This window comes from Streptomyces sp. NPDC031265 (assembly GCF_055570295.1).
Window position 1 is genome coordinate 1 of the sequence record NZ_JBVIHM010000003.1, and the last position, 18,163, is coordinate 18,163.

At 71.8% G+C, this 18,163-nt stretch carries 13 protein-coding genes, 1 rRNA gene and 1 pseudogene; 10 read left to right on the forward strand and 5 right to left on the reverse strand.

Annotated features, from left to right (window positions below; translation table 11 throughout):
- Nucleotides 1-141: 141 nt before the first annotated feature.
- A 5S ribosomal RNA gene (rrf, locus tag ACZ499_RS06410) occupies nucleotides 142-258 on the forward strand.
- 86 nt (nucleotides 259-344) lie between these two features.
- Here the strand turns inward: rrf and ACZ499_RS06415 are convergent.
- The gene (locus ACZ499_RS06415; RefSeq protein WP_468672876.1) at nucleotides 345-731 is read right to left on the reverse strand and encodes a VOC family protein; all 387 of its coding nucleotides are present in this window, start codon (nucleotides 729-731) and stop codon (nucleotides 345-347) included.
- Between the two features lie 59 nt (nucleotides 732-790).
- On the opposite strand from ACZ499_RS06415, the gene ACZ499_RS06420 reads away from it, so the two are divergent.
- The 3 genes from ACZ499_RS06420 to ACZ499_RS06430 all read left to right on the forward strand — a co-directional run bounded on the left by ACZ499_RS06420 (nucleotide 791) and on the right by ACZ499_RS06430 (nucleotide 3,683).
- Nucleotides 791-1,438 (forward strand): nucleoside/nucleotide kinase family protein, encoded by a 648-nt coding sequence (locus tag ACZ499_RS06420; protein WP_468672878.1) that lies wholly within the window; start codon nucleotides 791-793, stop codon nucleotides 1,436-1,438.
- Nucleotides 1,439-1,521: 83 nt separating this feature from the next.
- The gene (locus tag ACZ499_RS06425; protein ID WP_468672880.1) at nucleotides 1,522-2,481 is read left to right on the forward strand and encodes a DUF1444 domain-containing protein; all 960 of its coding nucleotides are present in this window, start codon (nucleotides 1,522-1,524) and stop codon (nucleotides 2,479-2,481) included.
- 71 nt (nucleotides 2,482-2,552) lie between these two features.
- Nucleotides 2,553-3,683 carry an aminopeptidase P family protein gene (locus ACZ499_RS06430; RefSeq protein WP_468672882.1) on the forward strand — a complete coding sequence of 377 codons (1,131 nt, stop codon included), beginning with the start codon at nucleotides 2,553-2,555 and terminating at the stop codon, nucleotides 3,681-3,683.
- Nucleotides 3,684-3,707: 24 nt separating this feature from the next.
- Here ACZ499_RS06430 and treZ read toward each other — a convergent pair whose 3' ends face one another.
- On the reverse strand, nucleotides 3,708-5,459 hold the full coding sequence (gene treZ / locus ACZ499_RS06435; protein WP_468672884.1) for a malto-oligosyltrehalose trehalohydrolase: 1,752 nt from the start codon (nucleotides 5,457-5,459) through the stop codon (nucleotides 3,708-3,710).
- Between the two features lie 117 nt (nucleotides 5,460-5,576).
- Here treZ and ACZ499_RS06440 point away from each other — a divergent pair, with 117 nt between their 5' ends.
- From ACZ499_RS06440 to ACZ499_RS06450, 3 genes are all read left to right on the forward strand, one after another.
- Nucleotides 5,577-6,926 carry a GH1 family beta-glucosidase gene (locus ACZ499_RS06440; RefSeq protein WP_468672886.1) on the forward strand — a complete coding sequence of 450 codons (1,350 nt, stop codon included), beginning with the start codon at nucleotides 5,577-5,579 and terminating at the stop codon, nucleotides 6,924-6,926.
- A 398-nt stretch (nucleotides 6,927-7,324) separates the two neighbouring features.
- Entirely contained in the window at nucleotides 7,325-7,879 is a 555-nt protein-coding gene (locus ACZ499_RS06445; protein WP_371655300.1) for an FHA domain-containing protein, read from the forward strand.
- A gap of 106 nt (nucleotides 7,880-7,985) precedes the next feature.
- Nucleotides 7,986-8,474, forward strand: coding sequence for a GNAT family N-acetyltransferase (locus ACZ499_RS06450; RefSeq protein WP_468672889.1), 489 nt, complete (start codon nucleotides 7,986-7,988; stop codon nucleotides 8,472-8,474).
- 15 nt (nucleotides 8,475-8,489) lie between these two features.
- Here ACZ499_RS06450 and lpdA read toward each other — a convergent pair whose 3' ends face one another.
- On the reverse strand, nucleotides 8,490-9,935 hold the full coding sequence (gene lpdA, locus ACZ499_RS06455) for a dihydrolipoyl dehydrogenase (RefSeq protein WP_468672891.1): 1,446 nt from the start codon (nucleotides 9,933-9,935) through the stop codon (nucleotides 8,490-8,492).
- Nucleotides 9,936-10,055: 120 nt separating this feature from the next.
- Here lpdA and ACZ499_RS06460 point away from each other — a divergent pair, with 120 nt between their 5' ends.
- Entirely contained in the window at nucleotides 10,056-10,988 is a 933-nt protein-coding gene (locus ACZ499_RS06460; RefSeq protein WP_468673316.1) for a LysR family transcriptional regulator, read from the forward strand.
- 421 nt (nucleotides 10,989-11,409) lie between these two features.
- Entirely contained in the window at nucleotides 11,410-12,318 is a 909-nt protein-coding gene (locus ACZ499_RS06465) for a cytochrome P450 (RefSeq protein WP_468672893.1), read from the forward strand.
- Here ACZ499_RS06465 and treY read toward each other — a convergent pair.
- Nucleotides 12,278-14,719: a malto-oligosyltrehalose synthase gene (gene treY, locus ACZ499_RS06470; RefSeq protein WP_468672896.1), complete on the reverse strand. Its 2,442-nt coding sequence runs from the start codon at nucleotides 14,717-14,719 to the stop codon at nucleotides 12,278-12,280. The two genes, ACZ499_RS06465 and treY, sit on opposite strands and share 41 nt — an antisense overlap.
- A 599-nt stretch (nucleotides 14,720-15,318) precedes the next feature.
- Here treY and ACZ499_RS06475 point away from each other — a divergent pair.
- Nucleotides 15,319-15,717: pseudogene (locus tag ACZ499_RS06475) on the forward strand (MFS transporter); the annotation flags it as partial.
- Between the two features lie 135 nt (nucleotides 15,718-15,852).
- Here ACZ499_RS06475 and glgX read toward each other — a convergent pair.
- Nucleotides 15,853-17,973, reverse strand: coding sequence for a glycogen debranching protein GlgX (glgX, locus tag ACZ499_RS06480; protein ID WP_468672898.1), 2,121 nt, complete (start codon nucleotides 17,971-17,973; stop codon nucleotides 15,853-15,855).
- Between the last annotated feature and the right edge of the window lie 190 nt (nucleotides 17,974-18,163).

Here is an 18,163-nt window from a genome sequence, read left to right on the forward strand (position 1 = left end):
CCAGATGTGGAAGCCTCGTAAGGGGTGGAGCTGACTGGTACTAATAGGCCGAGGGCTTGTCCTCAGTTGCTCGCGTCCACTGTGTTAGTTCTGAAATAACGAACGGCTGTGTAAACACCAGCATCGTTAATTTCATAGTGTTTCGGTGGTCATAGCGTTAGGGAAACGCCCGGTTACATTCCGAACCCGGAAGCTAAGCCTTTCAGCGCCGATGGTACTGCAGGGGGGACCCTGTGGGAGAGTAGGACACCGCCGAACAAATTTTGAGAAAAGCCCCGTACCGGGATCCGGTACGGGGCTTTTCTGCGTTTACCGGCACCACATCAGGCGCCAAATGCCGACGTTCACGCGGGCTGGAGCAGGTCCCAGCGGTTGCCGTAAAGGTCCTGGAAGACCGCGACTGATCCGTACACCTCGTGGCGCGGCTCCTCCAGGAACCGGACGCCGGCCGCGGTCATCCGGGTGTGGTCGGCCGCGAAGTCCTCGGTGTACAGGAAGAAGCCGACGCGGCCGCCGGTCTGGGCGCCGATGCTGGCGCGCTCGGCCTCGTTCTTGGCGCGGGCCAGCAGCAGCGACGCGGTGCCGGTGCCGCGCGGGCGGACCACCACCCAGCGGGAGCCGTCCCCGCGGTCGGTGTCCTCGGCCAGTTCGAAGCCGAGGGCCTCGGTGTAGAAGGCGATGGCCTCGTCGTAGTCGCGGACGACGAGCGTGATCAGGGCGATATGGGACATGGCATGAGGTTATACGTATGACTGCCAGGGCGCCAAGCCGCCACGGGACAATGCCCGGCATGGAGATCGCTACGGAGAGCGCTGTGCTGAATCGTCTCGTCCAGCGCGCCCGGCTGCTCGCCGCCCCCGGCCGTCGGCGCGTGCTCGGTATCGCCGGGGCGCCCGGCGCCGGGAAGTCCACGCTGGCCGGGCGGCTGGTGGAGCGGCTCGGCGGGCAGGCCGTGCTCGTCCCGATGGACGGCTTCCACCTCGCCCAGGCCGAACTCGTCCGCCTCGGGCGCGCCGACCGCAAGGGCGCCCCCGACACCTTCGACGCCGCCGGATACGCCGCGTTGCTCACCCGGCTGCGGACACCCGAGCCCGGCGCTGTGGTGTACGCGCCGGCCTTCGACCGGTCGATCGAGGAGCCGGTCGCCGGAAGCATCCCGGTCGGTCCCGCCGTTCCGCTCGTCGTCACCGAGGGGAACTACCTCCTGCACGATCAGGACGGCTGGGCGCCGGTCAGGTCGCTGCTCGACGAGGTCTGGTTCCTGGAGATCGACGGCGCGGAACGGGTGCGCAGGCTCGTCGAGCGGCACGTGCGGTACGGGAAGGCCCGCCCGTACGCCGAACGGTGGGTCAGGGAGTCCGACGAGGCCAACGCGCGCGTGGTGGCAGGTGGCCGGGACCGTGCGGATCTTGTCGTCAGTCAGATGGGGGCTGGGTAGGCTCGGCCTTCACCGGGCGTGGGAACGGCGTAGGGATCTACCGCGGGGCTACCGTGTGACCCGTGTGACGGAAGGCAGCTGACGTGGGGATATTCCGACGGGGGCCGAAGCGTGACCGGAGCGATGCGCCCCGGGACGCGGAGTTCGGCTATTTCTCGGCCGACGAGGGCTCGCGGTTCCGTGCCCAGGTGCGCGAGGCGTTCGCCGAGCAGGGCCTGGAGGTGACCCTCTACGCGGACTCCGTGAAGGACAGCGGCGACCGCCGGTTCGGCCTCGCGAACCTCGCGGCGGTCTGTCACAACGACCGCCGGGGCCCCCGTGTGTGGCCGGAACTGATTCGTCGCCACGTCGGAATGGTGCTGCGCACCATGGACGGCCCCTCCGCACTCGACACCCTGCCGCCCGAGCAGATCCGCGCCCAGCTCTACCCCCGGGTGATCAGCGAGGCGGGGCTCGACCCGCAGACCTTCAGCTACGCGCGCGGTGTCGCACCGGGCTTGTACGAGATCCTGGCCCTGGATCTGCCGGAGAGCGTCATGATGCTCACCGACGAGGCGCTGGAACCCCTCGGCCGCCTTCCCGAACTGCGCGCCCAGGCCCTGCGCAACCTCAAGCAGCTGCCCGTCGAGTCGCACGAGAGCGTCAAGGGCGAGGACGGCATGCGGTTCGAAGTGGTCGTCGGGGACTCGTTCTACACGGCCAGCCGGGTGCTCGCCCTGGACCTCCTGGTGCCGCAGCTCACCGGGCGCGAACTGACACCGGACGGCGCCCTGGTCGCCATGCCGTTCCGGCACCAGCTCGCGTTCCATGTGATCCGCGACTCCGGCGTGATCCCGGCGCTCAACGCCATGGCGTCCTTCGCCGCGGCCGGCTTCGAGGACACACCGGGCGCCATCAGCCCGTTCGTCTACTGGTGGCGTGACGGCACGCTCACCCAGCTCAGCGACCGCGAGGACGAGGGCGACGGCCTGCGGATCGTCGTCGGCGACGACTTCCAGGAGCTCATCGAACGACTGGTGGGCGACAGCCAGGAGGGCGCCTGACGGCGTCCGGGCCGCAGCCCCGTTCGCCGTCCCGATCGCGTGCCCTGCGGCGTACGGGCAGGATGGGGCCCATGCCTATGACACCTGTTCCCGCGCCCTTCACCGCCGACGACTACCGGGCCAGGATGGTCCGCGCCGCCGAGTCCGCCGCCGACGCGGGACTTGCCGGGGTTCTGGTCGCGCCCGGACCCGACCTGGTCTATCTGACTGGGTATCAGCCGACCGCGACCACCGAGCGGTTGACGATGCTGGTGCTGGCGGCCGGGCAGGAGCCGGTCCTCGTCGTACCGAAGCTGGAGGCGCCGGACGCCGAGCGCGCCGTCGGGGCCGCGGCTCTCACCTTGCGGGACTGGACCGACGGCACCGACCCGTACGGAGTGACCGCGCCCCTGCTGGACGTGGACGGCCGGTTCGGCGTGAGCGACAACGCCTGGGCGATGCATCTGCTCGGACTGCAGCAGAAGCTCCCCGGAACCTCCTACGCGGCCCTCACAGAGGCGCTCCCGATGCTGCGGGCGGTCAAGGACGCGCACGAGCTGGCGCGCCTGGAGGCGGCCGGAGCGGCGGCGGACGAGGCGTACGGAGAGATCCTCAAGGTCCGGTTCGCCGGGCGCAAGGAGACGGACGTGGCGGCCGATCTGGCCGCGCTGCTCATCGAGTTCGGCCATTCGCAGGTGGACTTCACGGTCGTCGGGTCCGGCCCCAACGGCGCCAACCCGCACCACGAGGCGGCCGAGCGGACCATCGGGCGCGGTGACATGGTCGTCCTCGACTTCGGTGGCCTCAAGCACGGCTACGGCTCGGACACCACCCGTACCGTCCACGTCGGCGAGCCCGGCGCCGAGGAGCAGCGCGTCCACGACGTCGTACGGGAGGCCCAGCGGGCCGGGCGCGAGGCCGTGAAGCCAGGGGTGGCCTGCCAGGACGTCGACCGGGCCGCGCGCGCGGTGATCGAAGAGGCCGGATACGGCGAGTACTTCATCCACCGCACCGGCCACGGCATCGGTGTCACCACCCATGAGCCGCCCTACATGATCGAGGGTGAGGAGCAGCCGCTGGTGCCCGGCATGTGCTTCTCCGTGGAGCCGGGGATCTATCTGCCGGGCCGGTTCGGCGTACGGATCGAGGACATCGTGACGGTCACCGAGGACGGCTGGCGCAGCTTCAACAACACCGCGCGCGAGATGGCGCTCGTCGACTAGCCGACGAATCGGTGAGCCGGCCGGTCAGACGCTCGGCGGGCCGAGGACCGCGCACGACTCGGGCGGCAATCTGAACTCCCCGTCCGGGCGCGGTGGTTGCACCGGCTCCCAGGCGGCCAGCACCTGGCAGTTGTTGCGGCCCAGGGGGATCAGCGCGGGCTCCTTGCCGAGGTTGACCACGGTCCTGAGGTCGCCGCGCCGGAAGGTGAGCCAGCGCGCCTCCTCGTCGTGGACGACCTTGACCGCGGCGATGTCCGGGTCGGTGAGGTCGGGGCGGGTGCGGCGGAGCGCGATCAGCAGGCGGTACCAGGCGAGCACGCGCGCGTGGTGCTCCTTTCCCGGCTCGTCCCAGTCCAGACAGGAGCGCGCCCGGGTGGCGGGGTCCTGCGGGTCGGGGATGTCCTCCTCGGCCCAGCCGTGCGCCGCGAACTCCCGCCGCCTGCCCACCCGTACGGCTTCGGCGAGCTCGGGATCGGGGTGGTCGGTGAAGTACTGCCAGGGCGTGCGGGCGCCCCACTCCTCGCCCATGAAGAGCATCGGCGTGTACGGGCCGGTCAGCACCAGCGCGGCGGCGCAGGCGGTCAGGCCGGGGGAGAGCGTCGCCGAGAGGCGGTCTCCCAGCGCCCTGTTGCCGATCTGGTCATGGGTCTGGGCGTAGCCCAGGAAGCGGTGTGCGGGAGTCTTCGTGCGGTCGACGCGTCGTCCGTGGGTGCGGCCGCGGAAGGTCGAGTAGGTGCCGTCGTGGAAGAAGACCCGGGTGAGGGTCTTGGCCAGGGCGGCGAGCGGGGCGCGCGCGAAGTCGGCGTAGTAGCCCTGGGACTCGCCCGTCAGCGCGGTGTGCAGGGCATGGTGGAAGTCGTCGTTCCACTGGGCGTGCAGCCCGAGGCCGTTCTGCGCGCGCGGGGCGGTGGTGCGCGGGTCGCACCGGTCGGACTCGGCGACCAGGAAGAGCGGGCGCCCCAGCTGGACGGAGAGCACGTCGACTGCGGTGGAGAGCTCTTCGAGGAACGGCAACGCGCGCGTGTCGAACAGCGCGTGCACGGCGTCCAGGCGCAGCCCGTCGAGCCGGTAGTCGCGCAGCCAGGCCAGTGCGCTCTCCAGGAGGTACGCGCGCACCTCGTCGGATCCCGGGGCGTCCAGGTTGACGGCGGCGCCCCACGGTGTGTGGTGGGTGTCGGTGAAGTACGGGCCGAAGGCGGGGAGGATGTTGCCGGAGGGGCCGAGGTGGTTGTGGACGACGTCGAGGACGACTCCGAGGCCGTGGTCGTGCGCCGCGTCGACAAATCGTTTCAGCCCTTCGGGACCGCCGTACGGCTCGTGCACGGCCCACGGTGCCACGCCGTCGTACCCCCAGCCGTGCCGCCCCGGGAACGGGCACACCGGCATCAGCTCGACATGCGTCACCCCCAGTTCGGCCAAATGGGCGAGGCGGGCGGCCGCGGCGTCGAAGGTGCCCTCTTCGGTGTAGGTGCCGATGTGCAGCTCGTAGAGGACCGCGCCGGACAGTGGGCGGCCCTCCCAGGGGTGCTGCCAGGGGAAGTCGTCGTGGTCGACGAAGGCGCTGAGGCCGTCGGGCCCGTCCGGCTGGCGGCGCGAGCGCGGGTCCGGCAGCGGACGGCCCCCGTCCACGACGTACCCGTAGCGGTCGCCGTCCCGGGCCCCGGCCTCGGTCAGCCACCATCCGGTCCGCACCGGGTGCGGCTCCATGTCGTGGGTCGTGCCCTCCAGCTGGAGCGCGACCCGGTCCGCCCGCGGCGCCCACACCTCGAACAACATTCTTGATACCTCCCGTTGCCCGCGTACCGTCAAACCGTGCAAGAGGGCATCCATCGTCCGCGGAAGGCGGGATCAAGGTCTGGAGGTTGTGGTTACTCGCCATTAAGGTCCGGATCCATGACCCTGCCGCCGTTCCCGCACGGCTTCCTCTGGGGAGCCTCCGCCTCAGCCTTCCAGACCGAGGGGGCCGCCGCAGCCGAGGGCAAGGGCCCCTCCGGCTGGGACGCCTTCGCCGCCGAGCCCGGCCGCATCAAGGACGGCGCCGACGCCGCCCGTGGCACCGGCTTCCACGAGCGCTACCGCGAGGACGTCGCCCTGCTCGCCGGGCTCGGCGCCGGAGCCTTCCGCTTCTCCGTCAGCTGGCCGCGTGTCGTCCCGGGCGGCAGTGGCCCGGTCAACATGGCGGGTCTCGACTTCTACGACCGGCTCGTCGACGAGCTGTGCGCTCACGGCATCACCCCGGCGCCGACCCTCTACCACTGGGACACGCCGCTGGAGCTGGAGGAGGCGGGCGGCTGGCTCCAGCGTGACACCGCCTACCGGTTCGCCGACTACGCGCGCGTAGTGGCCGAAAGGCTCGCCGACCGCGTCCCCATGTGGATCACCGTCAACGAGCCGGCCGAGGTGACGCTGCTCGGCTACGCGCTCGGTGAGCACGCCCCCGGCGAGAAGCTCCTCTTCGACGCCCTCCCGGCCGCCCACCACCAGCTGCTTGCCCACGGCCTGGCCGTCGGGGCGCTGCGCGCGGCGGGCGCCCGGAGCATAGGCCTCGCGGTCTCGCACACCCCCGTGTGGCCCGCGGGCGAGAGCGAGGAGGACCGTTTCGGCGCGGACCTCTACGACACCATCAGCAACTGGCTGTTCGCGGACCCCGTCCTCACCGGCCGCTACCCCGACGAGAACTTCGCCGCCCTGATGCCGGGCCCGGTCGCGGACGACCTCGCCGTCATCTCGGCCCCGCTCGACTGGTACGGGGTGAACTACTACAACCCCACGCGCGTGGGCGCGCCCGCGCCCGAGGCCGTCGAGTCCTTTGCCGGGTTCGAGATGCCCGCCGAACTGCCCTTCGGGATCAGGGAGATCGAGGGGTACGAGACCACCGCCTTCGGCTGGCCGGTCGTCCCGGACGGCCTGCGCGAGATGCTCGTCCAACTGAAGGCACGCTACGGCGACCGGCTGCCGCCCGTGTACATCACCGAGAACGGCTGCTCCTACGACGGCATAGAGGATGCCGGCCGCATCCGCTACCTGGACGGGCATCTGCGCGCCCTGCACCGCGCCATGGCCGAAGGCGTGGACGTACGCGGCTACTTCGTGTGGTCCCTCACCGACAACATCGAGTGGATCGAGGGCGCCGCACAGCGCTTCGGCCTGGTTCACGTCGACTACCCGACGCTGCGGCGCACCCCCAAGGCCTCCTACCGGTGGTACCGGGACGTGATCCGGGCCCAGCGCGCCGTCGGCTGAGCCCGGAGAGACGTTTCAGCTGCGGGACTTCGTGGTCCGGCGGTGTCCACCAGGAGAGGCGGGCCAGCACCCGGTCCCCGTGCAGCGCCACCCACATCCATGCGGGCAGACGGCGCCCGGTGGCCAGATCGCCCTCGATCTCGTGGTCGAGTACGTAGGAGAGCTGCTGGAAGAGCCCGAGTTCCTCGGGCCCGGCGAGCGGACGGAAGGTGATGTCCGACGGGGATGTCGTCAAGGGGCTCCCCTCATGGGCTGTACACGGTCGCCAGACCCTAACAATCGTGCGCGGCGGCTCGGCAAGGGGTTTTCTGCGCAGGTCAGAGGGGGCGGGACGGGGAACTGAGGCAAAGTCCGGCCCTGCTGGACACACCGAGGCCGTCGGCCCGACAATCTCTGTTGTGACGTCGTCCTTCCAGTTCTCCACGTATCCCGCTCCCGCCCGGCTGTCGGACGACGAGCGCGACCGTGTGCTCGACGTGCTCAGAGAGGGCGCCGCGCAGGGAAAGCTGTCGCACGACACGTTCATGCGCCGGATGGAACTTGCCCTGTCCGCGCGCCGCTCCGACGAACTGGCCGCGCTCACCGCCGACCTGGACACACAGGGCCGCTGGTCGCGGGCGCTGTACGGGGCGGTGAGCCGGGTGTCCGGGTTCAGCGTCGCGATGCGCCGGGCGTGGCAGTCCGAGCGGCTGCCGAAGCTGCTGTTCCCCGTGCCCGGCCCCTACCCGCTGCGGATCGGCCGCGATCCGCACAACGGGCTGCGGCTCAGCCACGAGACGGTCTCCCGGGTGCACGCCGAGCTGAGCCACCAGTCCGGCGTGTGGGTGCTGCGCGACCTCGGCTCCACGAACGGCACGAGCGTCAACGGGCGCCGGGTGACCGGGGCGGTGGTCGTCAACGACGGCGACCAGGTGAGCTTCGGGCGGATGAGCTTCCGGCTCGCGACGCACTGATTTGCAGGGCACTGACTCACCGGGCAACGCACTGGCTCACACCGCGCTGAGCTGGGCGAACGCCGTCGCCGGGGCCGTTGTCAGTGGTGCCCCTCATCATGGCGGTATGAACGACGACCAGCAGCCCCGTGTGAGGCCCGCCCGCCCCTCCGACCTGCCGCGCCTGGCCGAACTCGCCGCGGAGCACGCGGTGTACGAGAAGGCCGCGCCGCCCGCGCCCGATCTCGCGGAGCGGCTCGGAGCCCTGCTCTTCGGCCAGGACAGGCCCCGGTTGCGCTGCTTCGTCGCCGAGATACCGGGCGGCGAGGTCGTGGGATACGCGAGCTGCGCACCCGAGCTCTCCACCTGGCAGGCGCGCGAGTACCTGCACATGGACTGCCTCTACCTCCGCGACGGCCACCGGGGCCTCGGCCTCGGCGCCCTGCTGGTCGACGCGGTGGCCGCCGAGGCCCGGGAGCTCGGGATGGACCAGGTGCAGTGGCAGACGCCGGTCTGGAACGAAGGGGCGCGGCGGTTCTACGAGCGAATGGGCGCGACCGGCCGCGAGAAGCTGCGCTACTCGCTTCCCGTCGGCCGGGACGAGGTCTCCGAGTAGCTTCGCGTACGGCCGTCACTGCTGGTGGAGGCCGCGTCCCGCGAGGGTCAGGAACGTCTCGCCGACCGCTTCCGACAGGGTCGGGTGGGCGTGGATGTGGCGGGCCACATCGGACGGTTCGGCGTCCCAGCCGACGATCAGCTGGGACTCGGCGATCATCTCGGAGACATGGGGGCCCACGAGATGGACGCCGAGGACCTGCCCATCGCGCTCGGCCACGACCTTCACCACACCGCTCTGGCCGTGCACCATCCCCTTGGCGACGGCCGTCAGGGGCATCGAGTTGACGACGACATCGTGTCCGCGGTTGCGGGCGTCCGCCTCGGTCAGACCCACCGACGCGGTCTGCGGAGAGGAGTACGTGACACGGGGCACCGCCGCGTAGTCGACCGGCGGTGGTGCCAGACCGGCGAGGGTCTCGGCCACCAGGAGGCCCTCGGCGAACGAGGCGTGGGCCAGGCCGAGGGAAGGAGGGGGCAGCAGATCACCGACGACATGGATGCCGGGAACGGCGGTTTCGAGCCGGGTCCAGTCGGCGGGGGCCACGAACCCGCGCTCGTCCGTGGCCAGTCCGGCCGCGGCCAGGCCGAGCCCGTCGGTCACCGGGGCTCGGCCCACGGCGACCAGCAGCCGCTCGGCCTCGACGGTACGGGTCTCGCCGCGCGCGGTGCGCAAGGTCGCTCGTACGCCGTTCTCCAGGATCCCCGCACTCAGGAAGCGGGCGCCGGTCTGGACGTCGATGCCGCGCTTCTTCAGGCCACGGGTCAAGTGGCGGCTCACATCGGCGTCTTCGAGCGGCACGAGCCGGTCGGCGGCCTCGACCAGGGTGACATCGGAGCCCATCGAGCGGTGGAACGAGGCGTACTCGACACCGATCGCGCCGCCGCCGAGAACCAGGACGGACTGCGGAAGGCCAGGAGCGAAGAGCGCGTCGTCGCTGGTGACCACACGCCGTCCGTCGGCCTCCAGACCGGGCAGCATCCGGGGGCGGGAGCCCGTGGCGAGGACGATGCCGCGCCGGGCGGTGAACTCGCCGTGCCCCTCCACGTGTACGGTCCGGGATCCGGTCAGCCGCGCGCTGCCCCGGACCACCATGACCCGGGCGTGCGAGAGGTGGCCCTCCACGCCCTTGTGGTTGCGGGAGACGATGTCGTCGCGGGTGGCGACCAGGGCGGGCCAGTCCACCGAGTCGAGCGTGGCCTTCACGCCCCACCGCTCGCGGGCCTCGGCGATGCCGTCGACGAGCTCGGCTGCGTGCAGCATCGCCTTGCTCGGGATGCAGCCGCGGTGCAGGCAGGTGCCGCCGACCTTGTCGCGCTCGGCCAGGACGACTGTCAGGCCGAGGGCGGCGGCGCGCAGCGCGGTGGAGTAGCCACCGGTGCCGCCGCCGATCACGATCACATCGGGCACGCGGTTCGCATCTGACGTGTGGTGCACGGGGGTTGCGGAGTTCTGGGTCATGGGTCCAGCCTCCGTCCGGACCTTGTCATGAGTCCAAGGCAATGTTCTTGTGGGGTCGATGCACAATGCTTATGGGAAAACGCTAATGGGAGAAGTGGGGTCGGAGTGAGTCTTCGGCAGATGGAGTACTTCGTCGCGGTCGTCGAGGAGTCCTCCTTCACACGCGCGGCCGAGCTGCTGCACGTCACCCAGCCCGCGCTCTCCCACCAGATCAAGGCGCTGGAGAGGTCCGTCGGCGGCGATCTGCTCGAACGGCTGCCGCGCGGGGTGCGGCTCACCCCCATGGGCCGCGCCTTCCTGCCCCATGCCCAGCTCGCTGTGCGCAGCGCCGCACGCGCCCAGCGGGCGGCTCGCGCCTCGGCCGGGGCACAGGGCGGCGAACTGCACATCGCGGCCGTGCACTCGGTGGCCGTGGGAGTCCTCCCCGACGTCTTCGCCCGCTGGCGCCGTGAGCACCCGGGCGTCGGCCTCGTCCTGCACGAGTACGCCTCCACCGAGGCGCTGGAGGAAGAGCTCGAACGCGGCACGGCCGACCTTGCCGTGGGACCCCGGCCGCGCCGCTGGGACGGGCCGGTGGTCGAGGTCGGGGACGAGGAGATCGCCCTCATCGTCCCCTTCGACGACCCGCTTGCCGGGCGGTCGAGCGTGCGGCTGGAAGAGCTGGCGGACCACAACTGGGTGCGGTGTGCGATGGAGCCGTCGGTCGACGGGGTGCCGTTCCTCGACCTGGTCTGCGGCAGAGCGGGCTTCGCGCCCCGCACCGCCCTGCGCACCGAGCACACCTCCACGGCGGTACGGATGGCCGCGGCCGGGGTCGGTGTTGTCGCCGCCCCGTCCCACGTGGTCCGGGGCGGGATCGGTGAGGACTGCGTGGTGCTGCCCGTCGACCCGCCGTGGAAGCGGGCCCTCGCGGTCTTCTCCCGCGTGGAGCTGACCGGTGCGGCGGCCGCCTTCGCCGAGCTGCTGCGCAGGTCCGCGCCGTACGGGGGCAAGGGCGTGTCACCCGTACGGCCGAACGCCGATCGCGACTGCGAGGCGCCGGTGGTCCGCTGAGAACAACCGCGCCCACCCGGGCGCCGACCGGGGAGGACACCTCATGCCGGTCGACCCGGGCGCACCGATACCGCCGACGCCGCCTCCGGCCGCGCCGACGGGCCGGGGCGCCGCGAGTGGGGCTGCGGCGGTTGTGCCGGCGGACCCTGCGTCTGACGTGGTTGGGGCGGTGGACCTCGTGCGCGACGCGGTTGTGCCGGTGGCCCTCGGGTCCGACACGGTGCCGGCGGGTTCCGGGCCTGACGTGGTTCGCCCGGTGGACCTCGCGCCGGACGCGGTCGGCCTGTCGGATCCCGCGTCCCGTGCGGCTGCCCTTGGCGGCCCCGGGCCCCACTCGGTTGTCCCAGCGGGCCCTGCGTCCCGCGCAGGTGCCCCTGCGCCCGGCGCGCCCGCTGCCCCCTCCCTCCTCGGCCCCGAAGCGGTGAGCGACCGGTACGGCTTCTATCGCACACTGCGCGAGTCGTACCCCCTCGTGTGGGACGACCGGCTCGGGGCGTGGCTGGTCAGCCGGTACGGGGATGTCGCGGCCGCGCTGGGCGACCCCGGGCTGGTCCGGCCGCGGCGTGGGCCGTGCTGCCGACCCGGTGAGGTGTGGTGCGAGGGGCCCCGCCGCGAGGTGGACGACGAGGCGTTCGGGGTTCTGCGCGAGGTGTCCGAGCGGACTGCCTTCGTGCTCGCGCGGCGGCTGGCGCAGCGCGAAGTGGCGGACTTGGCCGAGGAGTTCTGCCACTGGCTGCCCGTGGGGACCGCCGCCACCGCACTGGGGCTGTCGTGCGCGGAGCTGGCACGCGGCAACCGGGCCGGGGGCCGGCGTGCGGGCCCGGCCGCGTCGCTGGCCGTGCTCTGCGCCGATCGGTCCGCCCTGATCGGCAAGGCGCTTTCCTCCTTTCTCGCCAACCTCCTTGATCGTCCGGATGAGTGGGCAGCCGTGCGGGACGCGCCGGGCGCCCTCACGGCCGCGTGGGGCGAGTCCCTGCGGCGGAACCCGCCCGTCCATGTCGTGCTGAGGCGGGCGTGCGGGGACACCCGCATAGCCGACGGCACCATCCCCGCGGGCGCCGCGGTCGCCCTGCTGGTCGGGGCCGCGAGCCGGGACCCCGATCGGTTCGCCGCCCCGGACCGGTTCGACCCCCGCCGGACCGCTCCGGCCCAGCTCGCTTTCGGTCCCCCGGACTGCCCGTCCGCGCGCGTGGCCGAACTCCAGGCGGAGTGCGCGGTGCGGGCGCTGTGCGAGGCCATGCCGAAGCTCCGGTGGGCCGAGGGCTTCCGGCCCACCGAGACCGGGCTGCTCACCCGGGCCCCGCGGAACCTTCTCGTACGACCCGCCTGAGCAGCGCGACCGGACGGTCGGCGAACAGATCGCGCAGCTTCACCGCCCCCCTGAACTCCCGGCCGGACTGGCTGGAGCGGCTGGAGCGGTGGGACTGTCCGGAGTGGTCGGTCCTCAGGACGTCGGCCCACACTCCCTCCGGCAGCGCCAGCTCCGTCGGGCCCCAGCCGCCCGACTCGGCCAGCCGCAGGGAGAGCCGGGTCACCGCTGTCACCACCTCGCCGGAACGGCAGAACGCGAGGCAGTGGTCGGCGGCCGGCCCGGTGGCGATCAGCGGCTCGTACGTACTCAACTCTCCGAACACCTCCGGAAGTTCCCGCCTCAGCCGGAGAGCCGCCACGGATACCTCGCCCTTCTCGTCCAGGGGCGAGTCCAGGCCGGTCTCCGGGAAGTACACCGGGCGTCGGTTGTCCGGGTCTACCAGCGTCAGGCACTCCGACTCCGATCCCTGGTACACATCCGGCACGCCCGGCATCGTCAGATGCACCAGCGCGGCCCCCAGCACGTTCGCGCGCGTGGCCGACGCCAGGCCGCGGGAGAACTCCGCGATCTGCGCCGCGAGAGCCCCGGCGGTGCCGGACGCGGCGAAGTCGGTCAGCGCCCGCTCGTACACCGGATCCTGCTCGGTCCAGCTCGTACGCAGCCCCGCCTCGCGCGCGGCCTTGAGCAGGGCGCCGCCCAGCCGCTCCTCGGTGAGGCCGGTGCCGCCGAGGCCGACCGCCGTCTGCCAGGCGGTCCAGGCCAGCTGCGGATCGGGCGAGGGCGGCTGCGGATCGGGCGAGGGCGGCCCGGAGAGCTGATCGAGCAGGGCCCTCCACTGCCCCGGGCACTCGGACAGTACGGCGATCCGCGCCCGTACGTCCGCACTGCGCTTGGTGTCGTGCGTGGACAGCACGGTCCCGGTCGTCGGCCAGTCGCGGGCAATGCGGGTGCAGTAGGTGTGGAACTCGTCGGGGGACACGGATGGTTGCCCGGGGTCGCCGCCCACCTCGTTGGCGGACAGGAGGGCTACGTATCGATAAAACGCCGTGTCTTCCAGGGACTTTGCACGCAGAGCCGATGACGTCTGCGCGAAACGTGCCTGGAAGGAGCGCAGTTCGAAGTCGTCGGTGTCGGCCCCGACCCCGCACCGCCCGAGCACCAGATCCCGTACGGCGTCGACCGCCGCGGCCTCCTCCGGTACCGCGAAAGCCTCCCGCGCCCGGCGCACCATCTCCTGGGTCAGCACCTCCTGCGCGCCGGTCCGGTACGGTCGGTAGACCGGCATCCGAACCAGCAGCTCGCACAGGGCGAGGCGCAGTGCCCACGGCGCGTGGTCGCGCAGTCCCGGGTCGCGGGTGCACAGCCGGGCCGCCGCGCGCGTCAGGCGGTCCACTTCGGCGGCCAGGTCATGCGTGACCACCTCGTACGCGGCACGGCGGGCGGTCGGCTCCCAGTGCCCGCCCCGGTTGCCGTCCTGGCCCGTGAACTCCTGGTAGTGGCTCAGAAGTTCCCGATGACCGGCCGGATCGGTGAAGAGACCGTCGATCCGGCGGAGCGCGTCGTAGCCGGTCGTCCCGGCGACCGTCCACCCGGACGGCAGCGGCTCGGGGCGGGCGAGGATCTTCTCCACCACCGTCCAGGCGCCTCCGGTCGCCGTGTTCAGTCGCCGCAGATACGTTTCGGGATCGGCCAGCCCGTCCGGGTGGTCCACCCGGAGCCCGTCCACCACCCCGTCCCGGACCAGCTCCAGCACCTTGGCGTGGGTGGCGGCGAAGACGTCCTCGTCCTCCACCCGGACGCCGATGAGCTCCGAAATGGTGAAGAAGCGACGGTAGTTGAGCTCGGTGCGGGCCAGGCGCCACCAGCCGAGCCGGTACCACTGGGCGTCCAGCAGCTCGTGCAGGGGCAGCTCCTCCGTACCGGCGCGCAAGGGGAACTCGTGCGCCTCTCCGTACGTCAGTACCCCCTTTTCCCGGTCCATCGCCAACCGGTCCAGCTCGCCCCCGACCGGCCCGGCGAGGACCGGCAGCAGCACCTTGCCGCCGCCCGCCGCCCAGTCGATGTCGAACCATGGGGCGTACGGCGAGTCGGGGCCCTCGCGCAGCACCTCCCACAGCTGCCGGTTGTGGCGCGGCGCCGCCGCCATGTGGTTCGGGACGATGTCGAGCACCAGGCCGAGCCCGGCCGCCCGGGCGGTGCGGGAGAGCCGCCGCAGCCCCTCCTCACCGCCGAGCTCATCGCGTACGCGCGCGTGGTCGACGACGTCATAGCCGTGCGTCGACCCCGGCACCGACTCCAGGACCGGCGACAGATGCAGATGCGACACCCCGAGCGAGGCCAGGTACGGCACGGCACGCTCGGCGGCACGGAAGGGGAAGTCCGGCTGGAGCTGCAGCCGGTAGGTCGCAGTGGGTGTCATGCGAACGTACGTACCCCGATACGCGGCTTCTGTGCCTTCGGCCCATGCGTCCGCACCCGTCTGCCGCGTTGGCTTCGCCTGATGTCCGGAGCCCTGCACACGTATCGCAAGGTCATCGCCCTCACCGGGCTGCTGCTCCCTGTCGTCTCGTTCCTCGGACGGCCGCCGACGGCCGTGTGCCAGCCGGGCAGTGCTGCTGGTCGCCGAGACCAGTGCAGCCTGGCCACCGCCGGGCTCGCGGGCGGCGCGCTCGCCTCGGCCAGACCGCCGGCGGCCCGCTCCTGGGCCGCGCCGCCGACGGCGCGGGCAGCGGGGCGCGGTGCTCGCCGCCGCCCTCGCCCACCCGGCGGTCGCGCTGATGGTCGCGGCCGGGTTGCTCGCCGTCTGCGGCACCGCCTTTCGCCCTGCAGTCGACCGCCGGGCAGTTGGTGGCCGAGGGGCGCGTCAGGGCGCCGCGCACCCGGCTGCCGCGAGCGGTGTAGGCGCTGCGCGTCACCATGGTGCTCCAGGGCGCCGTGGTCGGCGCCTCCCAGGCGGGCATCACCGCCCTCACCGAACGGCTGGACCGGGCGTCGCAGTCCGGGCTCGTGTACGCCGCGATGGGTGTGATGAGCGCGGTGGCGGCCCCCGCCATGGTCGCCCTACCGGAGAGGCTCGCGCTACGCGCGCGTTGGCGGATCGCCACCGCCGCCCTGGTGGTGCTCTCCGTGCCGCTGCTCTTCGTGGGGTCGCTGGGAACTCTTTACGCGGTGGTGGTCCTACTCGGCGGGGCGTACGCCACGCATCTGATCGCCCTCTTCGCGCTGACCGAACGGCTCGTCCCCGCCGCCCGGTTGGCCGAGTCCATGGCCTTCCCTACCAGCGGGACCGTCGGCGGGCAGGCGCTCGCCCCCGCGCTGTCGGGGCGGCTGGCCCAGGACCACGGGCCGGTGGCGGCCTTCGCGGTCACGGTGGCCGCGACGGCCCTGTGCGCGGTCCTCTCGCGGTCCGTACGGGGCCTGCCGGTCCCCGCGCACGGCCCGAGGGATCCCGGGGCCCGCAGACGGCCGCTGAAGCCGACCACCGGCCCCCGCAGGCGCGAGCCCCGATCGCACCGGCACCGGCCGCCTCCGACGCACCCGCCCCGCGCCCGCTCAGGCTGGACGCCGCAGCACCGTCAGACTCCGCCCCACGAGGGTGACCCGCTCGCCCGCCGTCACCTTGGCGCCCTCGCCCGGCGGCACCCCCTCGCGGCGGCCCGTGTCGACCACCACCTGCCACTGCCTGCCGTGGTTGACCGGCACCAGGAAGTCGACGGTCTCGGCGCTCGCGTTGAACATCAGCAGGAACGAGTCGTCAGTGATGCGCTCGCCGCGCGGGCCGGGCTCCGAGATCGCGTTGCCGTTGAGGAAGACCGTCAGTGCCTTGGCGCTCGCCGCCTGCCAGTCCTGCTGGGTCATCTCTTCACCCTCAGGGGTGAACCAGGCGATGTCCGACAGCTCGTCGTGGGTGCCCTCCACCGGCCGGCCGTGGAAGAAGCGGCGGCGCCGGAACACCGGGTGGTCGCGCCTGAGCCACACCATCGTCCGGGTGAAGGAGAGCAGCGTTCCCTCCGGGTCGCTGCCCGGGTCGGGCCACTTCACCCAGCTGAGCTCGCTGTCCTGGCAGTAGGCGTTGTTGTTGCCGTGCTGGGTGCGGGCGAACTCGTCGCCGTGGCTGAGCATCGGCACGCCCTGCGACAGCATCAGGGTGGCGATGAAGTTGCGCATCTGGCGCTCGCGCAGCTCCACCACGCCCGCGTCCTCGGTGTCGCCCTCGGCGCCGCAGTTCCACGACCGGTTGTGGCTCTCGCCGTCCCGGTTGCCCTCCTTGTTGGCCTCGTTGTGCTTCTGGTTGTACGAGACCAGGTCGTGCAGGGTGAACCCGTCGTGGCAGGTGTGGAAGTTGATGGAGGCCAGCGGCCGCCGTCCGTCGTCCTGGTAGAGGTCGGAGGAGCCGGTGAGCCGCCCGGCGAACTCCGCGAGGGTGCGTGGCTCGCCCCGCCACAGGTCCCGTACGGTGTCGCGGTACTTGCCGTTCCACTCCGTCCACATAGGTGGGAAGTTGCCCACCTGGTAGCCGCCCTCACCGACGTCCCAGGGCTCCGCGATCAGCTTCACCTGGCTCACCACCGGGTCCTGCTGCACCAGGTCGAAGAACGACGACAGACGGTCCACCTCGTGGAACTGCCGGGCCAGCGTCGCCGCGAGGTCGAAGCGGAAGCCGTCCACGTGCATCTCGGTCACCCAGTACCGCAGCGAGTCCATGATCAGCTGGAGGACGTGCGGCGAGCGCATCAGGAGCGAGTTCCCGGTGCCGGTGGTGTCCTCGTAGTAGCGCGGATCGTCGGCGAGCCGGTAGTACTGCGCGTTGTCCAGGCCGCGGAAGGAGAGCGTGGGGCCCAGGTGGTTGCCCTCGGCCGTGTGGTTGTAGACCACGTCGAGGATGACCTCGATCCCGGCCTCGTGCAGCGCCCGTACCGCCTGCTTGAACTCCAGGACCTGCTGCCCCCGGTCGCCCCAGGAGGCGTAGGCGTTGTGCGGGGCGAAGAATCCGATGGTGTTGTAACCCCAGTAGTTGGACATCCCCTCGTCCGCGAGCCGGTGGTCGTTGACGAACTGGTGCACCGGCATCAACTCCAGGGCGGTGACCCCCAGTTCCGTCAGATGACCGATGACCGCGGGGTGCGCCAGGGCCGCGTAGGTGCCGCGCATCTCCGGGGGCAGCTCCGGGTGGAGCATCGTCAGGCCCTTCACATGGGCCTCGTAGAGCACCGTGCGGTGGTACTCGGTGCGCGGCGGCCGGTCGTCGCCCCAGTCGAAGTACGGGTTGACCACGACCGACGACATGGTGTGCGGAGCCGAGTCCATGTCGTTGCGGGCGTCGGGGCGGTCGAAGTAGTAGCCGTACACCGCCTCGCCCCAGTCGATGCTCCCGCTGACAGCGCGCGCGTAGGGGTCGAGGAGCAGCTTCGCCGAGTTGCAGCGGTGCCCCTTCTGCGGCTCGTACGGGCCGTGCACGCGGAAGCCGTAGCGCTGACCCGGCATCACTCCGGGCAGATAGGCGTGGCGCACGAACGCGTCGCTCTCGCGCAGCTCCACCGCCGTCTCCGACCCGTCGTCGTGCAGGAGGCACAACTCGATCCGGCGGGCGGCCTCCGAGAAGACCGCGAAATTGGTCCCGGCGCCGTCGTACGTGGCGCCGAGTGGGTACGCCTGTCCCGGCCACACCTGCATGGGCAAGACTCTTCCACTTCTGATCCGGGTACTGAGGGGCACTTGACGCAGATCCTCCCGGAAAAGAAGTCCGTCCCCTAGGACGCCGGAGTGCTCCGGAGGGTGATCCCCAGAGCGGTTACCCCCGTAGGGGGCTGGTACCCGGGGCGATCCGGACGGCCTGCGCGGGGCGGATCCGGCCAGTTTCCCG